We start from the raw sequence: 23183 nt of genomic DNA on the forward strand, positions 1-23183 counted from the left end.
CGGCGCCGCAGAGCCGCGGCGTCGCGGCGTCAAAGGTACTGACCGGTGCCCGTCGCGCTGGGAGGCTGGGGTGCCGCGCCCGCGGGCAGCGCGCCCTGGCGCATCTGCTCGAGCTGGGCGCGGGCGGCCATCTGCTGGGCGAACAGCGCGGTCTGGATGCCGTGGAAGAGCCCCTCCAGCCAGCCCACCAGCTGCGCCTGGGCCACCCGCAGCTCGGCGTCGGACGGGACCTCGTCGCTCTCGAACGGCAGCGCCAGCCGGTTCAGCTCCTCGCGCAGCTCGGGGGCCAGGCCCTGCTCGAGCTCGCGCACCGAGGTGGAGTGGATCTCGCGCAGCCGGGTGCGGCTGGCCTCGTCGAGCGGCGCGGCGCGGACCTCCTCGAGGAGCTGCTTGATCATCGTGCCGATCCGCATGACCTTGGCGGGCTGCTCGACCATGTCGGACACCCCGGAGGCGCCGCCGGCCGGCCCAGCGGGCGTGCTCCCGGCCGGGGCGGAGCCCACGGACATGGTCATCGGCTCGCCGTCGGGACCCACCACGACGACCTGGTCACCTGCTGGACTCGTCATGGCCCCATCCTCGCCGGTGGGCCCCGGGCGCCGCACCCCGACGGTGGGGGGCACCCCGCGAGCCCCCTTATCCTGGGCCGCGTGTCCTTCGACGTGGCCCGGGTCCGGGGCCTGTTCCCGGCCCTGGGGGACGGGTGGGTCCACCTCGACGCGCAGGCCGGGATGCAGGTCCCGGAGACGGTCGCGACCACCGTGTCCACGGCGATGCGGGCGCCGGTGTCGGGGCCCGGCGGGGCGTTCCCCTCCTCGCAGCGCGGCGAGGCCGTCGTCGAGGCGGCGCGCGGGGCGGTGGCCGACCTCGTGGGTGGCCACCCGCGCGGCGTCGTGCTCGGGGCGGACCGCGCGCAGCTGCTGGCCCGGCTCGCGGAGTCGGTGAGCGGGCACCTCGTCGAGGGGACCCAGGTGGTGGTGTCCCGGCTCGACGCGGCCGCCAACGTCGCCCCGTGGCTGCGGGTCGCCGAGCGCGGCGGTGCCGAGGTGCGGTGGGCCGAGGTCGACATCGAGACCTGCGAGCTGCCCGAGTGGCAGTACGGCGAGCTGTTGGCCGACGCCCCCGCCCTGGTCGCGGTGACCGCGGCGTCGGGGACCGTCGGCACCCGGCCCGTGGTGCCGGCGATCGTCGAGCAGGCGCGGGCGGCGGGGGCGTTCACCGTGGTCGACGCCGGGTCCGCGGCACCGTTCCTGCCGCTGGACATCCACGCGATGGGCGCGGACGTGGTCGCCGTGAGCGGGTCGGCGTGGGGCGGGCCGCCCTCGGGTGCGCTGGTCTTCCGCGAGCCCGACGTGCTGGAGGAGCTCGCGTCGCTGTCCCTCGACCCGGACGCACGCGGGCCGGAGCGCCTCGAGCTGGGCCAGCAGCCGTTCGCGCTGCTCGCCGGGCTGTTCGCCTCGGTGGAGTACCTGGCGGGGCTGGACGACGCGGCCGTCGGCACGCGCCGGCAGCGGTTGCTGACGTCGATGGGCTCGGCCAAGGCATACGAGGCGGGGCTGCTCTCCCACCTGCTCGGGTCGCTGCGGGCGATGCCGCAGGTCATGGTCATCGGCGACCCGATGCGCCGCATCCCGGTGATCAGCTTCAGCGTCGCCGGGGTGTCGGCGAAGGACGTCGTGCACCGGCTGGCCGACAACGGCATCTGCGCGTTCTCCGGCGACCGGGGCACCCCGGTGCTCGACGCGCTGGGGGTCGACGAGGTCGGCGGCGCGGTGCAGGTGGGGCTCGCGCACTACACGACCGCCGGTGAGGTCGACCAGCTCGTGCGGGCCGTCGCCTCGCTGGGCTGAGTCGCCTCGCCGGGCTGAGCGGCTACCGGACCCGCAGGACCAGCTTGCCGACCACGTCGGGGCCGTCGAGCAGCTCGTGGGCGCGGCCGGCCTCGGCGACGGGCAGCTCGGCGTGCACCACCGGGCGCACCCGGCCATCGGCGACCATGGGCCACAGCTCCTCGCGCACCGCGGTGATGACCTCGGTCTTGCTGCTGGGTCCGGTGACGGGACGGCCGCGCAGCCCGGCGGCGTGCACGGTGCCCCGCTTGGCCAGCAGCGCGCCCAGGTCGAGCTCGCCGGTGCGCCCGCCCTGCATGCCGATGACCGCCAGGCGGCCGTCCTTGGCGAGCACGTCGACGTTGCGGGGCAGGTACTTCGCGCCCATGTTGTCGAGCACCACGTCGGCGCCGCGGCCCTCGCTGGCCGAGCGGACCTCCTCGACGAAGTCCTGCTCGCGGTAGTTGATGAGCACCTCGGCCCCGAGGGCCTGGCAGCGGTCGAGCTTGTCCTGGCTGCCGGCCGTCACCGCGACCCGGGCGCCCAGCGCGGTGGCCACCTGGATGGCGTGGGTGCCGATGCCGCTGCCGCCGCCGTGGACGAGCAGCAGCTCACCCTCGGCGAGGTGCGCCCACTGCACGACGTTGGACCACACCGTGCACGCCACCTCGGGCAGCGCGGCCGCGGCGTAGAGGTCGAGGCCCGCGGGGACGGGCAGCAGCTGGGCGGCGGGGACCGCCACCAGCTCGGCGTAGCCGCCGCCGGCGAGCAGGGCACACACCTCGTCGCCGACCTGCCAGCCGGTGACGTCCTCGCCGAGCTCGCGGATGGTCCCGGAGCACTCCAGGCCGAGGACCTCGCTCGCCCCGGGCGGGGGTGGGTAGTTGCCCTGGCGCTGCTGCACGTCGGCGCGGTTGACCGCGGCCGCGGTGACCTCGAGGAGGACCTCACCCGACCCCGCGGTCGGGTCGGGCTGCTCGGTCCACCGCAGGACCTCGGGTCCGCCGGGCTGGGTGATCTCGATCGCGTGCACGGGGCCCGACGCTAGTCGCGGGGGTGGCGGGACGCCGCCTCGACCTGCGGTACGGGACCACCCCGGTGGGGTGGCGGGCCGCGCGCTGGTCGATGAGGCGCTGGGCGCGTTCGCGCTCCTCGGCCACGCGGGTGCGCCAGTCGACGGGCTCACCGTGGGCGAGCACGCCACGCAGGCGGTGGAACACCTCCCGGTGGGCGAGCCGGGCGGCGGGGTCGCGGTGGAACGTCTCGGGTGGGCGCACGAGGCCGAAGCAGTCGCCCCACCACTCGCCCGGCGCCGGGTCGAGGACGAGCTCGAGGTGGGCGGGGAAGCGGCGGTCGGCGAGGTCCCGGGTCGCGGGGGGCTCGCGCAGCGGGTGCACGCGGCGGTTCTCGGCGTCGACGACGACCAGCCGCAGCCCCGTGGCCCGCAGCACCCGGGTGAACGTGGCGAGGTCGAGCCTGCTGCGGCGGGCCTCGGCCCGGCTGATCGTCGAGGCGGCGATGCCCAGCGCGGCCGCGAGCTCGCGCTGGTTCATGCCCAGCCGGCGGCGCACCAGGCGCACGTAGCCGGACTGGTCGAGCTCGGGTGGTGGTCTCACCCGTCCGACCCTGCCGCGTCGCCCGATCGGTGCGCGGGTGCGCGGCGCGACTGGGGACAGCTGGTGCGCCGGCCGCGCAACCGGCCTCGCCGCGGCCGTCCGGTGGCAGACCTGTCGGGCCCCTGTGCTCCGCCCGGCCGACACCGCGGCCACAACGCTTTTCTCTGCACGCGTCGGCGCACCGCAGGGCCGGCGGGTCGATGCGTCGATGCGTCGGCGCGGGCAGAGCACAGCGCCGCGCGGGCAGCCGCTGGTGCGTCGGCGCATGCAGAGAACAGCGGCGAGCGGGCGGGCACCCTGGTGCGTCCGCGCGTGCAGAGAAAAGCGACGGTGCCGCGGTGTAGCCACGGGCGGTGTCACGCCCGGTGACGGCCCCGACCGGGCTAGCGTCGGCGGGGTGAGCACCTTCGCCGACCTGCAGAACCAGATCTACCTCCGCGGCCTGGCGGGGGAGCGGCCCCCGCTGCCGATGAGTGCGCAGGGCCTCGAGGACGCCGCCCGGGAGAAGCTCTCCCCGGAGGCGTTCGCCTACGTCGCCGGCGCGGCCGCCACCGAGCGCACCGCCCGGGCCAACGTCGACGCCTTCGCCGTGCACCGCCTCGTCCCCCGCATGCTCCGCGGGACCGCCGCCCCCGACGCCCGCGACCTGCGCACCACCGTGCTCGGCACCCCGCTAGCCGCGCCCGTGCTCACCGCGCCGGTCGGGGTCCTCGAGCTCGTCCACCCCGACGCCGAGCCCGCCGTCGCCGCCGCCGCGTCGGGGCTCGGCCTGGCCTCGATCCTGTCCACGGCCTCGTCGACGGCCATGGAGACCGTCGCCGAGTCCGCCGAGCACTGGTGGTACCAGCTGTACTGGCCCGCGGACGAGGAAGTCGCCGAGTCGCTGGTCCGCCGCGCGGAGGCCGCGGGCGCTCGCGCGATCGTGGTCACCGCCGACACCCCGGGCATGGGCTGGCGGCCGCGGGACCTCGAGCTGGGGCACCTGCCGTTCCTCCAGGCCAAGGGCATCGCGAACTACCTCTCCGACCCGGTGTTCCGGTCCCGGCTGCAGACCCCGCCGGAGGAGAGCGCCGAGGCGATGCAGCTGGCCGTCCTGACCTGGGTGGGCATGTTCGGCAACCACACCGTCCGCCCCGCCGACATCGCGCGGCTCCGGGGCTGGACCGACCTGCCGGTGCTGGTCAAGGGGGTGCTGCACCCCGACGACGCCCGGGCGGTGGTCGACGCGGGCGCCGCGGGCGTCGTCGTCAGCAACCACGGTGGGCGGCAGGTCGACGGGTCCGTCGCGGCGCTCGACGCCCTGCCCGACGTGCGCGCCGCGCTGGGTGACGAGCACACGGTGCTGCTCGACTCCGGCGTGCGCGGCGGCGCCGACGTGCTCGTCGCGCTCGCCCTCGGCGCGGACGCCGTCTGCCACGGCCGTCCCTGGGTCTACGGCCTGGGCCTGGCCGGGCAGGAGGGCGTCACCCACGCGCTGGCCATCCTGCTCGCCGACCTCGACATCACCATGGGCATGGCCGGGCTGGCCGACGTCGCCCAGGTGCGCGCCGAGGGCCGCTCCCTGCTCCGCGGCTGAGACGCACCACCCCCGGGCGAAGTGGTTGAGGACTTGACCAGGTCTACCCTCGGTCCATGACCAGCAGCGCGAGCAGCCCCGGACCGCGGTGGCTCGACGACGACGAGCAGCGCGCCTGGCGCGCCTACATCGGGGGCAGCCAGCGCCTGCTCGAGGTGCTCAACCGCGAGCTGGTCTCGTCGCACGGCCTGTCCTTCGCCGACTACCGGATCCTCGTCCTGCTCACCGAGGCCCCCGGCGGCTCGTTGCGGATGAGCGAGCTCGCCGAGGGCCTGGTCTCCTCGCGCAGCCGGCTCACCCACCAGATCCGGCGCATGGAGGCCGACGGCCTGGTGCGCCGCGAGAACTGCGAGTCCGACGGCCGCGGGGTGCTCGCCGTGCTGACCGACGCCGGGCACGCGCGGCTCGCCGAGATCGCGCCCACCCACGTCGCCGGGGTGCGCACGCACCTCGTCGACCTGCTCGACGACGCCGACCGCGCCGCCCTCGAGCGCATCTTCTCCCGGGTCGACGCGGGCCTCGTCGGGCAGACCCGCACCCGCTACTAGCGCCCTAGACTCCCGGCCGCAGGGAAGCGTGGCAGAGCGGCCGAATGCACTCGCCTTGAAAGCGAGAGACCCGCGAGGGTCCGGGGGTTCAAATCCCTCCGCTTCCGCCCCCGCACGACGACGCCGCCGGGACCGTGCGCGGAGCACGGCCCCGGCGGCGCCGGGTGGAGCAGGTGGGTCAGGCCGTCACGGCACGGTGGTGACCACCGCGGGGACCGGCGGCGCCAGCCCGGGGTTGGCCGTGAGGTAGGCGGTGAACGCGTCGAGGTCGATCGGCCCGCCCGTCAGGTCCGTCCCGACGGTGAGGCCCGGGAAGCCGTCCCCGCCGCCGGCGAGGAAGTTGTTGATCGTCACCCGGACGGTGTCGGTCGGCGCCACCGGCACCCCGTCCAGCGCGATCCCCGACACCTTGGCGCCGACCGCGGCGGAGGTGCTCACCGTGTAGGTCAGCCCGGTGGAGGGCTGCAGCACGGTCGACGTCCCGTCGGCGTGGAACTGCTGCTCCAGCACCGTGTCGAGCTGCGCGCCCGTCAGGGTGACCGTCTGCAGGATGTTGGCGAAGGGCTGGGTGGTGAACGCCTCGCCGTAGGTGACGACGCCGTCGCCCTCCCCGGCCGGGCTCGACGTGTAGGTCAGGTCGGCCCGCACACCGCCCGGGTTGGTCAGCGCCAGCTGGGCCCCGTTGACGGTGGTGGCGGCGAGCTGCGCGTCGGCGACGACCGTGCCCAGCGGGGAGACACCGCCGGCACCGCCCGCGCGGGTGATGTCCGCGGTGATGGTGCCGACCTGCCGGTTCGCGATGGGCGCCGACTTGCTGACGGCCTCGTCGACCAGCGCCTGCGCGGCCGGGTCGGCGACGTCGCGGGTGACGACCTCGTTGCGGGCCTGGGTGGCGGTGCGGATGACGTCGCGGGTGCGCGGGTCGATCTGCAGGTCGAGCACCGTGACCAGCCGGCCGAAGGACAGGCCCTGGACGAACGGGCGGGGGTTGCCGGCCGGGTCGGTGACCGAGCAGATGTACTGCTGGTGGGTGTGCGCGGTCATCACGGCGTCGACCTTGGGCGTGACGGCCGTGGCGATGTCCGTGCCGTGCCCGCCCCGGGCGTTGCAGTCGCTGGGTCCGCCGGGGGCGACGGTGGAGTCACCCTCGTGAACCAGGGCGACGATGGTCTTGACCCCGAAGCGGTCGAGCAGGTCGGCCGTGCGGTCGATGGCCGCGACCTCGTCGCCGAACTGCAGGTTGCGGATGGCGTCCTTGGTGACGACGTCCGGCGTGCCCTCGAGCGGGGTGCCGATGTAGCCCACGGGCACGCCCTGGACGAACGTGATCCCGAAGGGCAGCGCGGCCGGGAAGCCGCGGAACAGCGGCGTGCCGCCGACCCCGGAGAAGGTGACGTTGGCCCCGGCGTAGACGAAGTCCGCCCCCGGGAAGGTGTCGCGGAACTGGCAGCCGTCGACGGGGTGGCAACCGCCGCGCTGCAGGCGCAGCAGCTCGGCGTAGCCCTCGTCGAACTCGTGGTTGCCGATGGCGGAGACCTTGGCCCCCATGAGGTTGAACAGGTCGATGGTCGGCTCGTCGTGGAACAGCGCGGACGCCAGCGGGGACGCCCCGACGTTGTCGCCGACCCCGACGAGCACCGCGTTGCCGCCCGGGGCGCTCGCCCGCAGGTCCTTGACGTGCTGGGACAGGTAGGCAGCACCCCCGGCGGTGGCGGTGGTGCCGTCGGAGAGCGTGACGCGGCCCGAGGAGCCGGACGGGGGCTGCAGGTTGCCGTGGAAGTCGTTGATCCCCATGACCCGCAGCGGGATCGGGGCGGGCGCGGCCGGCGCCGCGGTGGCGGGGCCGGCCAGGAAGGTCGTGGTGGCAGCAGCGGCGAGGCCGGCGAGCGCGAGCGCCGCCAGCCGCCGTGGACGTGAGGTCATGGGCAGGCAGCATCCCTGAGGATGGGTAAAGACCGCACCCCGCCCGGTTAACAGGAGGTCAACAGATGATCACGAGTCGGACGGCGGTCCCGGCCGGAACGACCCCGCCGCGGCCAGCAGCGCCGCGTCCTGCTCCGGGGTGCCGACGCTGACCCGCACCCCGTCCCCGGCGAAGGCCCGCACGATCGTGCCGTGGGCGGCGCAGTGCTCGGCGAACGCGAGCGCGTCGTCGCCCAGCGGCAGCCAGACGAAGTTCGTCTGCGTGGCGGGGACGTCGTGCCCCAGCGCCCGCAGCCCGTCGCGCAGCACGGCCCGCGCGGCGACGACCGCGTCGGTGCGGGCGAGCAGCTCGTCGGCCGCCTCGAGGCAGGCCAGCGCGGCCGCCTGGGCCAGCGAGCTGACCGCGAACGGCACGGCGACCTTGCGCAGCGCGGCCGCCACCTCCGGCGAGCTCAGCGACCACCCCACCCGGATCCCGGCCAGGCCGTAGGCCTTGGAGAACGTCCGCAGCAGCACCACGTTGGGGTGGGCCAGGGCCAGCGCCACCCCGTCCACCACCCGGTCGTCGCGGACGTACTCCACGTACGCCTCGTCGAGCACCACGACCACGTCGTCGGGCACCGCGTCGAGGAACGCGTGCAGCCGCGCCGGGTCCACCGCGGTCCCGGTGGGGTTGTTCGGGTTGCAGACGAACACCACCCGGGTGCGCGGGCCGACCGCGGCGAGCATGGCGTCGAGGTCGTGCTCGCCGTCGGGCAGGTTGGGCACGGGCACGGGCACCGCCCCCGCGACCCGCACCACGATCGGGTAGGCCTCGAACGACCGCCACGCGAAGACGACCTCGTCGCCCGCGGCGCACGCCACCTGCACCACCTGCTGGCACAGCGCGACCGAGCCGCACCCGACCGCGACACGGTCCGGGGGCACCCCGACCCGCTCGGCCAGCGCCGCGACCAGCGCGGTCGCCGCCGGGTCGGGGTAGCGGTTGCCCCCCGCGGCTGCGGCCGTCACGGCCGCGACCACCGAGGGCAGCGGCGGGTCGGTCACCTCGTTGCTGGCCAGCTTCGCGGCCCCGGGCACGGTGCGGCCGGCGACGTAGGCGGGGACGGCGGCGAGGTCGGCGCGGACGAGGGAGCTCACGGGGGGTGAGGCTAGCGCCGCGCACGGTCCTGGCCCGGCCACCGTGCGGGGTGCAAGAGTGACCGTCATGTCGGGAACCCGGATCGAGACCGTCGCCCTGCCCCCCGGACCGCCCGGGGACGACGACCCGGGGCCGCTGCCGCTCACCGTCGCCGAGCCGGAGACCGAGGCCCGGGGCGGCCTCGTCGTGCTGCACGAGGCGCGCGGGGTGACCGACGACGTCGACGGGGTGCTCACCGCGCTCGCGGCCGAGGGCTGGCTGGCCGTCGCCCCGCACCTCTACCACCGCCACGGCCTGACCGGGGTCGACCCGGACCCCGACGAGCAGGCCGCGTCGCTGACCGGGGCCGGGGTGCTGGCCGACTGCGACGCCGCCTTCGGCTGGCTCGCCGGGCGCGGCACCACCGCCGACCGGATCGGCGTGCTGGGGTTCGACCTCGGCGGGGCGGTGGCGTTCGTCGTCGCCGCCAGCCGACAGGTCGGGGCCGCGGTGAGCGTCTCCCCGACCGGGGTCGGCCACGGGGCCGGCGACCTGCCGTCGCTGCTCGAGGCGGCGCCCTCGCTGTCGTGCCCGTGGCTCGGGCTGTTCGGCGAGTCCGACCCCGCCGCCCCCGCGGAGGACGTCGAGGCGCTGCGGGAGGCGGCCGCGGGCGGTGAGGTGGCCACCAACGTCGTCACCTACGCCGGCGTCGGGCACCGCTTCGACACCGAGTCGCGCGAGGACGACGCCGAGGGCGAGGTCGCCGGGGACGCCATGGCCCGGGTGTTCGACTGGTTCGACAGCCACCTGCGCTGAGCGCGCGACGGGGCGGTCGGCGTTTTGCCCGTGCGGTGGGCGGCTGTGTAGTCTTCCGCCTCGGTCCCCACGGCGGAGCGCGTGCGCCGCGGGCGCCGACGTAGGGCCCGGGAGGCTTCGCCTAGTCTGGTCTATGGCGCCGCACTGCTAATGCGGTTTGGGGCTTCAACCCCATCCCGGGTTCGAATCCCGGAGCCTCCGCGCACGACACGCTCCACAACTGAACACCACGCGCCCGTAGCTCAACGGATAGAGCATCTGACTACGGATCAGAAGGTTAGGGGTTCGAATCCCTTCGGGCGCACGCCGGTTGAGGCAGCTGCGGGACCGTCACCCTCGGGTGGCGGTCCCGCTGTCGTCGGTCCGGGGCCGACCGGCGGCGGGCGGGCCACCCCCGGGCGCGGGAGGATGGTGCGGTGGGCGCGGGACCGGTGGAGCAGCTGCGGACGCTGCTCGAGGCGGGGGACCCGTCGGCCCGGCTGCGGGCGGCGATGGCGGCCGGCACGCACCCCGACCCGGCGTTCGTCGAGGAGCTCGTCGCCCGCTGCGGCGTCGAGCCCGACCTCAACGTCCGCGAGACCCTGACCTGGGCCCTGGTCCGCCACCCCGGGCCCGCCACGGTGGACCGGCTCGTCGCCGAGCTGGGCTCACCGACGCCGCGGGCGCGCAGCCAGGCGCTGCACACCCTGTCCAAGATCGGCGACCGCCGCGCCTGGCCCGCGATCACCACCGCGCTGCTGCGCGACGCCGACGACGACGTGGCCCGCACCGCGTGGCGCACCGCCGCCGTGCTCGTGCCCCCCGGCGACGAGGCGCGGCTGGCCGGGACGCTGGTGACGCAGCTCGCCCGGGGCGACCGGGAGGTGCAGCGCAGCCTGACCCGCGCGCTGGTCGCGCTGGGGCCCGCGGCCGCCCCGGTGCTGGACCGGGTGACCGCCACCGCCGGGCCCGCGGTGCGCCGGCACGCCGTCGCCACGGCCCGCGTGCTCGCCGACCCGACGGAGGACGTCGACCTCGCGCTCACCGTGGCGGCCGCCACCCGGGACGACGCGCCCCCCGACCCGCAGCGCTGACGCCCGCGCGGTCCTCAGCTGGCCGCGGCCACCACGGTCCGGTTGCGGCCCGTCTGCTTGGCCTCGTAGAGGTGGCGGTCCGCGCACCGGACGAGCCCCTCGAGCCACGCCCCGGGCGCCTCGCCCGGGGTGGCCCAGGCCCCTCCGACGCTGACCGTCACCTGCCACTGCTCCCCGGCGAGCTCGACCTGCCTGCGGAGCTGTTCGCCGAGCCGCGCAGCCTCGTCCGCCGCGGCCACGACCACCACCGCGATCTCCTCGCCGCCGAGCCGGACCACGAGGTCGTCCTCCCCGACGCAGCCCCGCACCGCGCCCGCCACCACCTGCAGCACGGTGTCCCCCACGAGGTGACCGCGCTCGTCGTTGACCCGCTTGAAGTGGTCGACGTCAGCCAGGAGCACCGCCACCGCCGTCCCCGTGCGCCGGGCGCGGCCGACCACCTCGGGCAGCCGCGCGTCCAGGCCGCGGCGGTTCAGCAGACCGGTCAGGGGGTCGGTCTGCGTCGCGGTGGTCAGCCGGCGCCGCAGCAGGACCACGATCAGCGCCGGGCAGCTGCACGCGACGAGAAGCACCGCGGTCCGCACGAGCTGGACCGCGGCACCACCGTCGGCGAGCGACGTGACGACCCAGGCGCTCACGGCCGCGGCGCCGAGCTGGGCGAGCAGCCAGCGGCCGGGCAGGAAGGTGGCGGCGAAGAGGGTGGGCAGGCTCAGCAGGGCACCGGCCGTCGTGCCGCTGCGGTCGACCGAGGCGAAGCCCGACACCACGATCGCGACGTCCGCCAGGACGAGCAGGACCACCAGCGGCGTCCCGCCGAGCCGCCGTGCCCGCAGCACCACCAGGCCCGCGACCAGGCTCGCGAGACCACTGAGGACGAACCCCGCGACCCAGCCCGGGCGGATGTAGTCCGGCACGGCCAGCGACACCGCGATGAGCGCCGCCCCGGACAGCAGCATCGCCGACGCAGCCCGCGACACGCTCTCCCCGGGGCCGGAGACCACGGGGTGGAAGTCCACGCAGCCCCCTCGACCCTCGTGGCACCGCCCGGACCGGGCCGGTGGTGGTACCAGGGTCGCCGCGGGGTCCGGGCGTGCGACCTGCCGGGTCTCCCCAGCGCCTGCACCCGACCCTAGCCGTGGTGCGGACGAGCGGTGGTGGGCGGGCGCGCCAGGATGGTGCCGTGACCGTCCCCACGACCCGGCTGCTGACCGACGACGACACCGACGCGGCCTTCCACCTGGCGCGGCTCGCGTTCGGCGGCACCGAGGCCACCCCGCCCGCGGGGTACAGCGGCGCGCGGCCCGGCCGGCTCACCTGGGGCACGGTCGTCGACGGCCGGCTCGTGGCCAAGGCGGTCGACCGCGAGCAGCACCAGCTCTTCGGCGGCCGGTCCGTGCCCACGGCTGGGATCGCGGGGGTCGTCGTCGCACCCGAGCTGCGCCGCACCGGGGTGGGCCGCGCCCTGCTCACCCACCTGCTCGGGGCGGCGAAGGATCGGGGCGCGGTCATCAGCACGCTGTTCCGCACCACCCCGGAGCCCTACCGGCGGCTCGGCTTCGAGCAGGTGGGGGTGCTGCGGTGGACGGCGGTGGCGACGGCCGCGCTGGCCGGGCTGCGCACCCCCGCGGGCACCACCCTGCGCGCCGCCACCGCGGCCGACGTGCCCAGGCTGCGCGAGGTCCGGGCCGAGGTCGCCCGCGGCGGCACCGGTGCGATGGACCCCGCCGGCCCGCTGTTCGACCGCACCCCGGAGGCGGAGCTCGCCGCGCACGACGGCACCACCCTGGCCGTCGACGCCGCCGGGGTGGTCCAGGGGTTCACCACCTGGGACCGCGGGCCCGGGTACGACGCGGCGGCCGTGCTCACCGTGCCCGACGTGCTCGCCCTCACCGCGGACGCGACGACGGCGCTGCTCGCGAGCCTCGGCAGCTGGGCGCAGGTGGCCCCCACGCTGCACCTGCGGCTGCCCGACCCGGACCCGGCCCTGCTGCTCGGCGCGCTCACCCACACCCGGGTGCTCAGCGAGGACCCGTGGATGCTCCGCGTGCTCGACGCGCCCGGCGCGGTCGCCGCCCGCGGCTGGCCCGCGCCGGTCGGCGGGATGGTGGACCTCGAGCTCGACGACGACGTGCTCCCCGCGAACGCTGGCCGGTGGCGGCTGCACCTCGACGGGGGGACGGCCGTGCTGGAGCGGGGCGGCACGGGGGCGGTGCGGCTCGCTCCCCGCGGGCTGAGCGCCTGGTACGCGGGCACCAGCCCGGCGGTGCTGCGCCGGGCGGGGCTGCTCACCGGCGGGTCGGCGGCCGACGACGCGCTGCTTGCCGCGGCCACCGCGGGGCCGCCGGCGTCGCTGCTCGACTACTTCTGACGGTCCAGGGCGGCGGCGAGGTCGACGAACGACCGCTCCGTCAGCTCGGGGGCGAGCAGGTGCCCCGGGTAGGGCGCGCCGGTGCGGTCGATCCAGGCGGAGCGCAGCCCGGCCCGCTGCGCGCCGTCGAGGTCCCAGGGGTGCACCGCGACGAGCATCGCGTCGGCCGCGTCGACCCCCGTGCGGTCCAGGGCGTGCCGGTAGGCGGCGGCCGCGGGCTTCCACACCCCGGCGTCGTCCACGCTGAGCACCGCCTCGACGGTGTCGCGGACCCCGGCGCGCTCCAGCAGCCCCTCGGCCACCCAGGTCGCGCCGTTGGACAGGGTGACGATGCGCAGGCCCTGCCCGGCCAGGGCGCGCAGCCCCTCGGGCACGTCGGGGTGCACCGCCAGCGAGCCGAACCCGTCGAGGACGTGCGCCACGGCGTCGTCGACGCTGCGGTCGAGCGTCACGCCGTCGAGCAGGCCCCGCGCGACGCCGGTGGCGATCTCGGCGAAGGGGGCCGCCGCGCCGGCCGCGGCCAGTCCGAGCCCGTCGCGCAGCACGCTGGTGAACCACAGCGGCGCCAGGTGCGCGGGTGCCCCGACGTCGGTGAACCGCGCGGTGATCGGGCCCATGTCGGAGAGGGTCTCGTTGACGTCGAGGACGAGCAGGCGGGGTGCGGTCACCCGGGCGAGCGTAGGGCGCACCCGGGTGGCGTGCGGCACGCGCGCTCGGGTGGCGCGCGACGGGGTCGGTGAGCAGGATCGGGGACGCGGCGCCGCACGGCGTGCGCGCACGGACCGGCGGCGCCAGCCGCCCGCGATGCCCAGGAGGCAGCACATGGCAGACGACATCGAGGGTCCCGCCGACGGCGGTGCCAGCGGAACGCCCGGCCACCAGGACGGCGGCGCCGACGGCGGTGCCGAGGGTCCCGCCGACGGCGGCGCCTCGGGCACCCCGGGCCAGCAGGACGGCGGCGCCGACGGCGGTGCCGAGGGTCCTGCGGACGGTGGCGCCTCCGGCACCCCCGGCCACCAGGACGGCGGGGCCGACGGCGGCGCGTGAGTTGAGCACCCAGCACGACCCGACGGGGGTGGCCGCGCGCCACCCCCGTCCGGGTGCTGCGCCCGGCGCGCTCGCCGCGCTGGTGGCGGACCCGGACCGCTTCACCACCGACGTGTGGGGCCGCGCCGCCCTGCACACCCCGGCGACCGACCTGCCCGGCACCGCCGCCGACCTGTTCAGCGCGGCCGCGGTGGACGAGCTCGTCGCCACGCGCGGCCTGCGCACCCCGTTCCTCCGCGTCGCCCGCAACGGCCAGACGCTCGCCGAGCGTGACTTCACCGCCGGCGGCGGCGTCGGCGCGACCATCGCCGACCAGCTCAGCGACGACAAGCTGCTCCGGCTCTTCGCCGACGGCGCGACCATGGTGCTGCAGGCCCTGCACCGCACGTGGGCGCCCGTGGCGACCTTCGCCCAGGACCTGGCCGCCGAGCTCGGCCACCCCGTGCAGGTCAACGGCTACGTCACCCCGCCGCAGTCACGCGGGTTCGACGACCACTACGACGTCCACGACGTGGTCGTGCTGCAGGTCGCCGGCACCAAGCACTGGCGGGTGCGTCGGCCCGTGCACCCCGCACCGCTGCGGGACCAGCCGTGGACCGAGCACCGCGCCGCCGTCGCCCGCGCCGCGGAGGGCCCCGCCGAGGTCGACGTCGTGATGCACCCCGGCGACACCCTGTACCTGCCCCGCGGCTGGCTGCACTCCGCCGTCGCCATGGGCGGGGTGAGCACCCACCTGACGATGGGCGTGCACACCTGGACCCGGACCAGCCTGCTCGAGCAGGTCGTCGCCGAGGCCGTCGCCGCCCTCGCCCAGGACCCCGACATGCGGTCCTCGCTCGGGGTCGGGGTCGACGTGGGGGACCCGCGCAGCGTCGCCGACGACCTCGAGCTGGTGCGCGCCCGGCTGGGCCGCGCCGTCGCGGACGTCGACGGTGCCGCCGTGGCCCAGCGCCTGGCCCGCGCGGCCCGGGGTGCGCAGCGTCCGTCCCCCGTCGCGCCGCTGGCGACCCTGGCCGCGGCCGCGGAGCTCGTCGCGGGCACCGAGCTGGTGCTGCGCGAGCACGTCGCGCCGCGGGTCGAGCCGGCCGAGGCGGGCGTGGTGGTCCGCAGCCGGGCCGGGGACGTCACCCTCGACGCGGCCGAGCACGCCGCAGCCGCCCCGGTCCTCGCCGGCGAGCGGGTCACTGCGGGCGAGCTGGGGCTCGAGCTGGCCCGCCGGCTGCTGCTGTCCGGCCTCGTCGTGCGCCAGTGACGGCCGGGACGTCGGCGGAGGTGTCGGCGCGGGTGCTGCGCAACCCGCTGGGCCGCCCGCTGTGCGCGGCCACGGCCCGGCAGCGCGGGGACGCGCAGATCGGCAGCACGCCGGTGACCGCCACGTGGCTCCTCGTCGAGCACCCCGGGCCGTGGCAGCACGACGCCCTCGGCGGGCTCGGGCTCCCCGCGGCGGTGATGGACCCCCTGGTGGCGGCCATCCGTGCTGCGGGTGCCCGCGCGCTGGTGGTGCGGCGCCCCGGGCGGCAGGTGCCGGCGGCCGACCGGGCGTGGGGGGTGCTCGATCAGCGCGGCGGTCTCGAGCGCTGGGGCCGCTGGTCGCGGCCCGAGGACCTGCTCGCTGCCGCCGACGCCCTGGCCGGCGACGGGGGCGACGCGGTGGCCGCCGACGCGCAGACGCTGCTGGTCTGCACCCACGGCCGCCACGACACGTGCTGCGCGGTGTGGGGCAGGCCCGTGGCCGCGGCGCTGGCCGAGCGGTGGCCGGAGCAGACCTGGGAGTGCTCGCACCTCGGCGGGGACCGCTTCGCCGCGAACCTGCTCGTCGCCCCGGACGGGCTGTACTACGGCTACCTCGACGCGCCGACCGCGGTCGACGTGGTGGCCGGGCACCTGCGCGGCGAGGTCGTCCCCGGCTCGCTGCGGGGGTTCTCGCACGTGCCGCCGGTGGTGCAGGCGGCGCTGGCCGCGGCGCACGACCGGTTCGGGCCGGCCGGGGCGCGGGCGTTCCGGGCGGACGAGGTCACGATGGTCGAGCCCGACCGGTGGCGGGTGGACCTGTCCGCGGCCGCCCCGCTGCCGGCCCGGGTGCACGCGGTGGTGCACCGTCGGCGCACCGAGCCGGAGTACCTGACCTGCGGGGCGCACGAGCCGTCGCGCGCGGCGACGTTCGACGTGACCGAGCTCGCCGCCGGCTGACCGCCGCGCGCCCGCTTTTCTCTGCACGCGTCGGCGCACCACCCGGCCGTCGTTGACCGGTCGGGCAGCGTGCGTGGTCGTGGTGACGACTCGTGCTGCCGGATCGCCTCGACCGGCGGACCTCGGCTGATGGTGCGGCCGGTCGGGCAGCGCGCGTGGTCACGGTGACCATCCCGCTGCCGGATCGCACAGGCCGGCAGCCGGCGTGCGTCGACAGGCGCGGTCTGGTGCGTCGACGCGTGCAGAGAAAAGCAGCGCGGCCGCGGTCAGCCGGCGACGGCCGCCGCGATCCGCAGGATGCCCCGCTCCTCGAGCTTGACCCCGACCACCTGCACCCCGACGGGCAGCCCGTCCACACCCGGGGCAGGCACGCTCAGCGCCGGCAGGCCGAGCACGCTGAACGGGATCCCGAGCCGCAGCAGCTCGGCGCGCACCGAGCGGCCGTCGACCTCCTCTACCCCGATCGGTGTGGCCCGCAGCGGGGTCGCTGCCAGCAGCAACGCGTCCAGGCCGTAGGTGCGCCGCAGCAGCCCGAGCACCGACTCGCGCAGCCGCACGCGCGTCGCCATCGCCCGCAGGTAGTCCACCGCGAGCAGCCCGGACTGGGCCTCGAGCCGCTCCCGCGTCGCGTCCTGGTAGTCCCCGGGGCGCTCGGCGAGGAGCTCGGCGTGCCACGCGTACGCCTCGGCCCCCACGATCAACGGGTACGTCGCAGCGAGCTCGGCGACGTCGGGCACGTCGATCTCCACGACCTCGGCGCCCCCGCGCCGCAGCGCCTCGGCCGCGGCGTCGACCGCGGCGACGACGACCGGGTCGGTCGCGGCCAGCAGCTCCCCGGTGGGCAGGCCGACCCTCAGCCCCGAGACCCCGGGCAGCTGGATGCCGCCCCCGGTGGGCGCCCCCTCCTCGGTGCGCGCGCCCCGGGCCAGCACGTCCCACGCCACCGAGGCGCCGTGCACGTCGGAGGCCAGCAGGCCCACGTGGTCGAGCGTCGTCGACAGCGGCACCACCCCGGTGGCGGGCACGGCCCCGGTGTGCGGCTTGAGCCCGACCACCCCGCACAGCGCCGCGGGCGTCCGCACGCTGCAGCCGGTGTCCGTGCCCAGCGCGACGGGCACCACCCCCAGGGCGACGAGCGCCGCCGAGCCGGACGACGAGCCGCCGGTGATCCGCGACGGGTCGTGGGGGTTCGCGGCCGGCCCCGCGGCGTTGACCGCCCCGGTGGGCCCGTAGGCGAACTCGTGGCAGTGCGTCTTGGCCACGACGACGGCCCCGGCGGCGCGCAGCCGGGCCACCGCCTCCGCGTCGGCCGCGGCGGGCGGGGCGTCGGCGAGCACGGCGCTGCCGCAGCGGGTGGGCATCCCGGCCACGTCGATGTTGTCCTTCACCGCGACGGGCACCCCGTGCAGCGGCCCGCGCCAGGTGCCCGCGGCCAGCTCCTCGTCCGCCGCCCGCGCGGCCGCCCGGGCCGCGCCGTCGTCGCGCGCGGCCACCAGGTTCCCGGCGCGGTCGAGCTCGGCCAGGGTGCGCTCCAGCAGAGCGGTGGCCGTCAGCTGCCGAGACCGCAGCGCGAAGGCGAGGTCGCGGACGGTGCGGGGGACCTCGGGGACGTCGTCAACCATGCCCGCGATCCTCGCGCCCCGACGCCCGTGCCCGCGCGGCGGGGCACGCTCACCCCAGCGAGCGCAGCACCCCGCCCGCGTGGCCCGCCGCGCGCAGCCGGGCCAGAACGTCCGGGGCGGTGAAGTCGATTCCGGTGATCTCGGCCGGGGCGTGCTCGAGCTGGTCGAGCTTCGCGGTGTGCCCGCCGCGCACGGTCGCCCCCACGGTGCCCGTCGAGGCCAGCGCGCCCCGGGCCGCCCCGAGCCGGCCCAGCGCGTCGTCGACCGCGTCGCGCAGGGCGGGGCCGTTGGCCTCGCACATCGCGGCCACCAGGGCCGGGTCGGTGCCCGCCACACGGGTGCCGTCGCGGAACGAGCCCGCGGCCAGCCCGAGCGCGAGCGGCCCGCCGTCGGCCCCCACGCTGGCGAGCACCGCCGCCAGCAGGTGCGGCAGGTGGGAGATCCGGGCCACGGCGTCGTCGTGCGCGGCGGCCCCCGCGGGCACCACCCGCGCCCCGCAGTCCAGGGCCAGCCGCGCCACCCGCTGCCACACGGCCACGTCGAGGCCGTCGTCGGCCGCCACCACCCACGCCGCGTCCCGGAACAGCCCGGCCGACCCGGCGGACCAGCCGGACTCCGTCGTGCCCGCCATGGGGTGCCCGCCGACGTGCCGGGCGGCGAGGCCGCGGCGGCGCACCGCCTCGGTGACGGCCACGGCCACGCTGACCACGTCGGTCAGCGCGCAGCCGGGGGCGTGCTCGGCGACGAGGCGCAGCTGGGCGTCCAGCGCGGTCACCGGCACGGCCAGCACCACCAGGGCGTCGGTGTCCCGGGCCCGGCCCAGGGCCGCCGCGGGGTCGGTGGTGGCGTCGAACCCGTCGGCCCGGGCTGCGTCGACCGTCTCCTGCGCGCGGGCCAGCCCCCACCCCTGCCAGCCCGCCGCGGTGGCCGCCCGCAGCACCGAGCCGCCGATGAGGCCGAGGCCGAGGACGCAGACGTGCCGAGCGCTGGGCGGGGGTGTCGTCACGGCCCGCATCATCCCAGCCGAGCCCGGCCGGGGGCACCGACCGGGCGGCTACGGTGAGCCCCATGTCGGACGACCGGGGTCGCGACGACCGCCCCGAGGGCTGGGGCGTGGCGGTGGTCCGCGAGGACGGCCTCTGGCGGTGCACCCCGATGCCCGCGGCCGCGCTGGTCGACCTCGCCGCGGCCGTGCGCGCCCTGCGCGAGATGCGCAGCGCCGGCGCGGTGTTCGGCATGCTCGACGTCGACGACGAGTTCTTCGTCCTGCTGCGTCCCCGGCCGGGCGGGGTGGCCCTGCTGCTCTCCGACGCGACCGCGGCGCTGGACTACGACCTGGCCGCGGAGGTGCTCGACGCGGTGGGCGTGCCGGTGCCCGACGCCGAGGACGCCGACGACGCGGGCCCGTGGCCGGAGGGCGACCTGGACCTGCTCGCCGACCTGGGCCTGCCCGGGCCGGTGCTGGGGGCGCTCCTGGCCGACGACGACCTCTACGCCGACGAGCAGCTCGAGCTCCTCGCCGAGCGGTGCGGCTTCGGCGACGAGCTGGCCCGCGTGCTCGACGCGCTGCCGGGCTGAGGCCCCGGTGGACCCCGACGCCGCGCTGCGGGCCGACGAGGCCCTGGTCGAGGCCGCGCTGGCCGTCGCCGCGACCGCGACCGCCGGGGACGTGCCCGTCGGCGCGGTCGTCGTCGCCGCGGACGGCCGGGTGCTCGCCCGCGCGGTCAACGCCCGCGAGGCCACCGGCGACCCCACCGCGCACGCCGAGGTCCTCGCGCTGCGGGCGGCGGCCCGGGTGCTGGGCGACGGGTGGCGGCTGGCCGGCGCGACCCTGGCCGTCACCCTGGAGCCGTGCACGATGTGCGCCGGCGCGGCCGTCGCGGCCCGGGTCTCGCGGGTGGTGTTCGGGGCGTGGGAGCCGCGCTCGGGGGCCGTCGGGTCGCTGTGGGACGTGGTGCGTGACCGACGCCTCACCCACCGCCCGGAGGTGCGCGGCGGGGTCCTCGAGGCACGGTGCGCCGCGGGCCTCGAGGCCTTCTTCCGGGACCGCCGGGGGGACGGGGTGACATCCGAGGGGTCGCTGTGGTCGGGTGTTACCGACCGGTAGCACCCAGCCAGGAGGTTCGACAATGAGCGCAGTGGACAAGGCCAAGAACAAGGTCGAGGAGGTCGTCGGCAAGGCCAAGGAGGTCATCGGCGACGTCACCGGCAACGAGAGCCTGAAGAACGAGGGCCAGAAGGACCAGGGCAAGTCCGACCTCAAGCAGGGCGGCGAGCACGTCAAGGACGCGGCCAAGGACGCCAAGGACGGCCTGACCGGCGGCAGCTGACCCCCGCCGACCACCGGGCCCCGGCGCCCCGCGACCCCCGCGGGTGCCGGGGCCCCGTGCTGCGCGGGGCCGGTCGGTCCCGCGCCGGCGCTCCGGTATGGTCTCCCGCGGTAGCGTGTCCGAGCGGCCTAAGGAGCACGCCTCGAAAGCGTGTGAGGGTTCATCCCCTCCGTGGGTTCAAATCCCACCGCTACCGCCACTCCTCCCCGGTCACGCCGGCGGGACGATGCCCCCGGAGACGAGCCGGACGATCTCGGCGGGCAGGTCGCGCTCCGCGTCCCGGCCCGGCCGGTACCACTCGATGATCGAGTTCACCGTCCCGGAGAGCAGCCGGGCGGCCAGCGCCGGCTTGACCCCGGCCCGGACCTCACCGGCGGCGACGGCCTCGGCGACCAGCGCGGCCACCGCGGCGTCGAACTCCCGGCGCCGCCCCAGCGCCCAGCGCTCGGTCGCGGTGTTGCCCCGCACCCGCAGCAGCAGGGTCACGTAGGGCAGCTCGGAGCCCAGCACCTCGACCTGGCGGCGGGTGATGTGGTGCAGCCGCGCCAGGGCCGGCCCGGAACGCGCACCCGGCTCGTCGAGGATGGCGAACAGCCCGTCGAGCGCCCGTTCCAGCGCCGCCCGCAGCAGCTGCTCCTTGCCGCTGACGTGGTGGTAGAAGCTCGACTTGGTGATGCCGGCGGCGCGGGACAGGTCGGCCATGCTGGTGGCGTCGTACCCGCGGGTGTTGAACTCAGCGACGGCCACGGCCAGCAACGACGTCGCGTCGTAGGCGGGGCGCCGCTCGCCCCGGGTGCGCGGGACCACCGGCCCCGGCTGCGCGCTCACGACCCGGTGAACCGCGGCGCCCGCTTGGCGAGGAACGCCTCGACGGCCTCGGTGTGGTCGGCGGTGCGGCTCAGCCGGGACTGCGCGGCGCCCTCCGCGGCGAGCACCTCGGCCAGCGGAGACACCGCCCCGAGCGCGACGGCGGCCTTGATCTCGGCGTAGGCGGCGGTGGGGCCGGCGGCGAGGCGGCGCGCGAGATCCAGCGCGGTGGGCAGCACGTCCTCGGCCGGCACCACGCTGCGCACCAGGCCCGCGGCCAGCGCGGCCGCGGCGTCGAAGGACTCCCCGAGCAGCAGCAGCTCCAGCGCGCGGGCGGCACCGAGGGAGTGGGTCAGCGTGGCCGAGAGGCCCGAGTCCGCGGTCAGCCCGATCTTCGCGAACGCGGTGGCGAAGGTGGCGGTGTCGGCGCACACCCGCAGGTCGCAGGCCAGCGCGAAGCCCAGCCCGGCGCCCACCGCGCCGCCGTTGATCGCGGCCACCACCGGCTTGGGCATGGTGGCCAGCGAGGTGACGATCGGGTTGTAGTGCTCGGTGACGGTGTCGAAGGCGCGCTCGGCCTCGCCGCGCAGCACCGCGACGTGCTCGCCGAGGTCCTGGCCGACGCAGAAGGACTTGCCCGTGCCCGCGAGAACGACCGCGCGCACGGTGTCGTCCGCCGCGACCCGGGCCAGGGCGTCGCGCAGCGCCACCTTGAGCTCGAGGGTCAGCGAGTTCCGCTTCTCGCCGCGGTTGAGGGTGACCACGGCGACGGCCGGGTCCTGCTCGTCGGCGGTCACCAGCACGGGTGCGGCCTCGCTCCTGGTCGTCTCCACGGTCGGATGCTAGCGTCCCGAGGCAACCGAACGATCGTTCGCCCAGGTCGTTCCGGCACCGAAGCCGACCTGCGGGAGGACCTCCAGCCGTGAGCACCCCAGCCGGGAGCACATCAGCTCCGAGCGCCCCAGCCGTGAGCACCCCCGGCCCCCCGGCGCGGCCCGCCCGGCTCGGCGAGGCCCCCGACCCCGCCACCCTCGACCCGGCCGAGCGTCTGTCGGTCGACGAGCTGCGGGCCCTGCAGCTCACCCGGCTGCAGTGGACGCTGCGCCACGCCTACGAGAACGTGCCCCACTACCGCCGCGCCTTCGACGCCCACGGCGTGCACCCCGACGACTGCCGCGAGCTCGCCGACATCGCGATGTTCCCCACCACCAGCAAAGCCGACCTGCGGGAGAGCTACCCGTTCGGCATGGTCGCCGTGCCCCGGGCCGACGTCCGCCGGGTGCACGCCTCGTCCGGCACCACCGGCCGTCCCACCGTCGTCGCCTACACCGCCGGGGACCTCGAGCGCTGGGCCGGCCTCGTCGCCCGCTCGCTGCGCGCCGCCGGCGCCCGTCCGGGGCACACCGTGCACAACGCCTACGGCTACGGGCTGTTCACCGGCGGGCTCGGCGCCCACGCCGGCATCGAGCGGCTCGGCGCGACCGCCGTCCCCGTCTCGGGGGGAATGACGCCGCGGCAGGTGCAGCTCATCGGCGACTTCGCCCCCGAGGTCATCATGGTGACCCCCAGCTACATGCTCACGATCCTCGACGAGATGGAGCGCCAGGGCGTCGACCCGCGCTCGACGTCGCTGCGCGTCGGGGTGTTCGGGGCCGAGCCGTGGACCGAGCAGATGCGCATCGAGATCGAGGACCGCACCGACATCCACGCCGTCGACATCTACGGCCTCTCGGAGGTGATGGGCCCCGGGGTGTCACAGGAGTGCGTGGAGACCAAGGACGGCCTGCACGTCTGGGAGGACCACTTCCTGCCCGAGGTCGTCGACCCGCTCGACGAGGCGGTGCTGCCCGACGGCGAGGAGGGCGAGCTGCTGTTCACCAGCCTCACCAAGGAGGCGCTGCCCATCATCCGGTACCGCACCCGCGACCTCACCCGGCTGCTGCCCGGCACCGCCCGGCCCGGCATGCGGCGGATGCAGAAGATCACCGGCCGCACCGACGACATGATCATCCTGCGGGGGGTCAACGTCTTCCCCAGCCAGGTCGAGGAGGTCGTGCTGCGCACCCCCGGCCTGGCCCCGCACTTCCAGCTCGAGCTGACCACCGTCGGGCGGATGGACGCCATGGCGGTGCGGGTCGAGGCGCGCCACGACACCCCGGCCGACCGTCGGGCGGCGGCGGCGGCGGAGCTGGTCGCGGAGGTCAAGGAGCGCGTCGGGGTCACGGTGACCTGCGAGGTAGTCGACCCCGAGACCCTCGAGCGGTCCGTCGGCAAGCTGCAGCGGCTCAAGGACCGGCGCACCCGGTAGGCCCCCGGTG

Annotated in this window: 24 protein-coding genes and 4 tRNA genes; 17 read left to right on the forward strand and 11 right to left on the reverse strand. The window is 76.7% G+C overall.

The window, feature by feature from the left end; all coding sequences use genetic code 11:
* Positions 1–29: 29 nt before the first annotated feature.
* Positions 30–569, reverse strand: coding sequence for a bacterial proteasome activator family protein (locus ACYVOF_RS08200; RefSeq protein ID WP_460865459.1), 540 nt, complete (start codon positions 567–569; stop codon positions 30–32).
* Between the two features lie 81 nt (positions 570–650).
* Here ACYVOF_RS08200 and ACYVOF_RS08205 point away from each other — a divergent pair, with 81 nt between their 5' ends.
* Entirely contained in the window at positions 651–1850 is a 1200-nt protein-coding gene (locus ACYVOF_RS08205; RefSeq protein WP_460865461.1) for a cysteine desulfurase-like protein, read from the forward strand.
* Positions 1851–1872: 22 nt separating this feature from the next.
* Here the strand turns inward: ACYVOF_RS08205 and ACYVOF_RS08210 are convergent, their stop codons facing one another.
* Entirely contained in the window at positions 1873–2862 is a 990-nt protein-coding gene (locus tag ACYVOF_RS08210; protein ID WP_460865463.1) for an NAD(P)H-quinone oxidoreductase, read from the reverse strand.
* Positions 2777–3445 carry a helix-turn-helix domain-containing protein gene (locus ACYVOF_RS08215; RefSeq protein ID WP_460865464.1) on the reverse strand — a complete coding sequence of 223 codons (669 nt, stop codon included), beginning with the start codon at positions 3443–3445 and terminating at the stop codon, positions 2777–2779. The genes ACYVOF_RS08210 and ACYVOF_RS08215 overlap by 86 nt, the downstream gene beginning before the upstream one ends.
* 397 nt (positions 3446–3842) lie before the next feature.
* Between ACYVOF_RS08215 and ACYVOF_RS08220 the strand changes: the two genes are divergently transcribed.
* From ACYVOF_RS08220 to ACYVOF_RS08230, 3 genes are all read left to right on the forward strand, one after another.
* Positions 3843–5021: an alpha-hydroxy-acid oxidizing protein gene (locus ACYVOF_RS08220; RefSeq protein WP_460865466.1), complete on the forward strand. Its 1179-nt coding sequence runs from the start codon at positions 3843–3845 to the stop codon at positions 5019–5021.
* 56 nt (positions 5022–5077) lie between these two features.
* Positions 5078–5569, forward strand: coding sequence for a MarR family winged helix-turn-helix transcriptional regulator (locus ACYVOF_RS08225; protein WP_460865467.1), 492 nt, complete (start codon positions 5078–5080; stop codon positions 5567–5569).
* A gap of 22 nt (positions 5570–5591) precedes the next feature.
* Positions 5592–5676: transfer RNA gene (locus ACYVOF_RS08230), tRNA-Ser, on the forward strand.
* Positions 5677–5755: 79 nt separating this feature from the next.
* Here the strand turns inward: ACYVOF_RS08230 and ACYVOF_RS08235 are convergent.
* Both ACYVOF_RS08235 and ACYVOF_RS08240 read right to left on the reverse strand, forming a co-directional pair.
* Positions 5756–7492, reverse strand: a complete 1737-nt coding sequence (locus ACYVOF_RS08235) for a bifunctional metallophosphatase/5'-nucleotidase (protein WP_460865469.1) — start codon at positions 7490–7492, stop codon at positions 5756–5758.
* Between the two features lie 69 nt (positions 7493–7561).
* Positions 7562–8632: a histidinol-phosphate transaminase gene (locus ACYVOF_RS08240; RefSeq protein ID WP_460865471.1), complete on the reverse strand. Its 1071-nt coding sequence runs from the start codon at positions 8630–8632 to the stop codon at positions 7562–7564.
* A 67-nt stretch (positions 8633–8699) separates the two neighbouring features.
* On the opposite strand from ACYVOF_RS08240, the gene ACYVOF_RS08245 reads away from it, so the two are divergent.
* The 4 genes from ACYVOF_RS08245 to ACYVOF_RS08260 all read left to right on the forward strand — a co-directional run bounded on the left by ACYVOF_RS08245 (position 8700) and on the right by ACYVOF_RS08260 (position 10501).
* Positions 8700–9428, forward strand: coding sequence for a dienelactone hydrolase family protein (locus ACYVOF_RS08245; protein WP_460865472.1), 729 nt, complete (start codon positions 8700–8702; stop codon positions 9426–9428).
* Between the two features lie 110 nt (positions 9429–9538).
* Positions 9539–9629 (forward strand) — tRNA-Ser (locus ACYVOF_RS08250).
* A 30-nt stretch (positions 9630–9659) separates the two neighbouring features.
* Positions 9660–9732 (forward strand) — tRNA-Arg (locus ACYVOF_RS08255).
* Between the two features lie 112 nt (positions 9733–9844).
* Complete coding sequence (locus tag ACYVOF_RS08260) at positions 9845–10501, forward strand: HEAT repeat domain-containing protein (protein ID WP_460865473.1); 657 nt, start codon at positions 9845–9847, stop codon at positions 10499–10501.
* Positions 10502–10515: 14 nt separating this feature from the next.
* On the opposite strand, the gene ACYVOF_RS08265 is transcribed toward ACYVOF_RS08260, so the two are convergent.
* Positions 10516–11517, reverse strand: a complete 1002-nt coding sequence (locus ACYVOF_RS08265) for a GGDEF domain-containing protein (RefSeq protein ID WP_460865475.1) — start codon at positions 11515–11517, stop codon at positions 10516–10518.
* A 164-nt stretch (positions 11518–11681) separates the two neighbouring features.
* Between ACYVOF_RS08265 and ACYVOF_RS08270 the strand changes: the two genes are divergently transcribed.
* Entirely contained in the window at positions 11682–12869 is a 1188-nt protein-coding gene (locus ACYVOF_RS08270) for a GNAT family N-acetyltransferase (RefSeq protein ID WP_460865476.1), read from the forward strand.
* Here ACYVOF_RS08270 and ACYVOF_RS08275 read toward each other — a convergent pair.
* Positions 12860–13537, reverse strand: coding sequence for a haloacid dehalogenase type II (locus ACYVOF_RS08275; RefSeq protein ID WP_460865478.1), 678 nt, complete (start codon positions 13535–13537; stop codon positions 12860–12862). The genes ACYVOF_RS08270 and ACYVOF_RS08275 overlap by 10 nt on opposite strands.
* Before the next feature lie 154 nt (positions 13538–13691).
* On the opposite strand from ACYVOF_RS08275, the gene ACYVOF_RS08280 reads away from it, so the two are divergent.
* The 3 genes from ACYVOF_RS08280 to ACYVOF_RS08290 are packed head-to-tail and all read left to right on the forward strand — an operon-like array spanning position 13692 to position 16106.
* The gene (locus ACYVOF_RS08280) at positions 13692–13916 is read left to right on the forward strand and encodes a BatC protein (protein WP_460865479.1); all 225 of its coding nucleotides are present in this window, start codon (positions 13692–13694) and stop codon (positions 13914–13916) included.
* 1 nt (position 13917) lies between these two features.
* Complete coding sequence (locus ACYVOF_RS08285) at positions 13918–15168, forward strand: cupin domain-containing protein (RefSeq protein WP_460865481.1); 1251 nt, start codon at positions 13918–13920, stop codon at positions 15166–15168.
* A complete protein-coding gene (locus tag ACYVOF_RS08290) occupies positions 15165–16106 on the forward strand; it encodes a sucrase ferredoxin (protein ID WP_460865483.1) in 942 nt (313 codons plus the stop codon). The genes ACYVOF_RS08285 and ACYVOF_RS08290 overlap by 4 nt, the downstream gene beginning before the upstream one ends.
* A gap of 266 nt (positions 16107–16372) precedes the next feature.
* On the opposite strand, the gene ACYVOF_RS08295 is transcribed toward ACYVOF_RS08290, so the two are convergent.
* Positions 16373–17728, reverse strand: a complete 1356-nt coding sequence (locus tag ACYVOF_RS08295; protein WP_460865484.1) for an amidase — start codon at positions 17726–17728, stop codon at positions 16373–16375.
* Positions 17729–17777: 49 nt separating this feature from the next.
* Positions 17778–18746 (reverse strand): prephenate dehydrogenase, encoded by a 969-nt coding sequence (locus ACYVOF_RS08300; protein ID WP_460865486.1) that lies wholly within the window; start codon positions 18744–18746, stop codon positions 17778–17780.
* Between the two features lie 50 nt (positions 18747–18796).
* Here ACYVOF_RS08300 and ACYVOF_RS08305 point away from each other — a divergent pair, with 50 nt between their 5' ends.
* From ACYVOF_RS08305 to ACYVOF_RS08320, 4 genes are all read left to right on the forward strand, one after another.
* Entirely contained in the window at positions 18797–19306 is a 510-nt protein-coding gene (locus ACYVOF_RS08305) for a tRNA adenosine deaminase-associated protein (protein ID WP_460865488.1), read from the forward strand.
* A gap of 25 nt (positions 19307–19331) precedes the next feature.
* Complete coding sequence (locus ACYVOF_RS08310) at positions 19332–19835, forward strand: nucleoside deaminase (RefSeq protein WP_460865527.1); 504 nt, start codon at positions 19332–19334, stop codon at positions 19833–19835.
* Positions 19836–19857: 22 nt separating this feature from the next.
* The gene (locus tag ACYVOF_RS08315) at positions 19858–20058 is read left to right on the forward strand and encodes a CsbD family protein (protein WP_460865489.1); all 201 of its coding nucleotides are present in this window, start codon (positions 19858–19860) and stop codon (positions 20056–20058) included.
* 109 nt (positions 20059–20167) lie between these two features.
* Positions 20168–20257, forward strand: a tRNA-Ser gene (locus ACYVOF_RS08320).
* 11 nt (positions 20258–20268) lie between these two features.
* Here the strand turns inward: ACYVOF_RS08320 and ACYVOF_RS08325 are convergent.
* Together ACYVOF_RS08325 and ACYVOF_RS08330 are read right to left on the reverse strand one after the other, a co-directional pair.
* Complete coding sequence (locus tag ACYVOF_RS08325) at positions 20269–20886, reverse strand: TetR/AcrR family transcriptional regulator (protein WP_460865491.1); 618 nt, start codon at positions 20884–20886, stop codon at positions 20269–20271.
* Positions 20883–21698 (reverse strand): enoyl-CoA hydratase/isomerase family protein, encoded by an 816-nt coding sequence (locus ACYVOF_RS08330; RefSeq protein WP_460865493.1) that lies wholly within the window; start codon positions 21696–21698, stop codon positions 20883–20885. The genes ACYVOF_RS08325 and ACYVOF_RS08330 overlap by 4 nt, the downstream gene beginning before the upstream one ends.
* 134 nt (positions 21699–21832) lie before the next feature.
* On the opposite strand from ACYVOF_RS08330, the gene paaK reads away from it, so the two are divergent.
* A complete protein-coding gene (gene paaK, locus ACYVOF_RS08335) occupies positions 21833–23173 on the forward strand; it encodes a phenylacetate--CoA ligase PaaK (protein ID WP_460865495.1) in 1341 nt (446 codons plus the stop codon).
* The last annotated feature ends 10 nt before the right edge of the window (positions 23174–23183 follow it).

This window comes from Rhodococcus aerolatus (assembly GCF_054783215.1).

Bases quoted from the DNA above. Each gene is read 5' to 3' on its own strand.
- ACYVOF_RS08200 (WP_460865459.1), bottom strand. From the start codon at position 569: ATGACGAGTCCAGCAGGTGACCAGGTCGTCGTGGTGGGTCCCGACGGC.
- ACYVOF_RS08225 (WP_460865467.1), top strand. From the start codon at position 5,078: ATGACCAGCAGCGCGAGCAGCCCCGGACCGCGGTGGCTCGACGACGAC.
- ACYVOF_RS08235 (WP_460865469.1), bottom strand. From the start codon at position 7,492: ATGACCTCACGTCCACGGCGGCTGGCGGCGCTCGCGCTCGCCGGCCTC.
- ACYVOF_RS08245 (WP_460865472.1), top strand. From the start codon at position 8,700: ATGTCGGGAACCCGGATCGAGACCGTCGCCCTGCCCCCCGGACCGCCC.
- ACYVOF_RS08280 (WP_460865479.1), top strand. From the start codon at position 13,692: ATGGCAGACGACATCGAGGGTCCCGCCGACGGCGGTGCCAGCGGAACG.
- ACYVOF_RS08295 (WP_460865484.1), bottom strand. From the start codon at position 17,728: ATGGTTGACGACGTCCCCGAGGTCCCCCGCACCGTCCGCGACCTCGCC.
- ACYVOF_RS08300 (WP_460865486.1), bottom strand. From the start codon at position 18,746: ATGATGCGGGCCGTGACGACACCCCCGCCCAGCGCTCGGCACGTCTGC.
- ACYVOF_RS08305 (WP_460865488.1), top strand. From the start codon at position 18,797: ATGTCGGACGACCGGGGTCGCGACGACCGCCCCGAGGGCTGGGGCGTG.
- ACYVOF_RS08315 (WP_460865489.1), top strand. From the start codon at position 19,858: ATGAGCGCAGTGGACAAGGCCAAGAACAAGGTCGAGGAGGTCGTCGGC.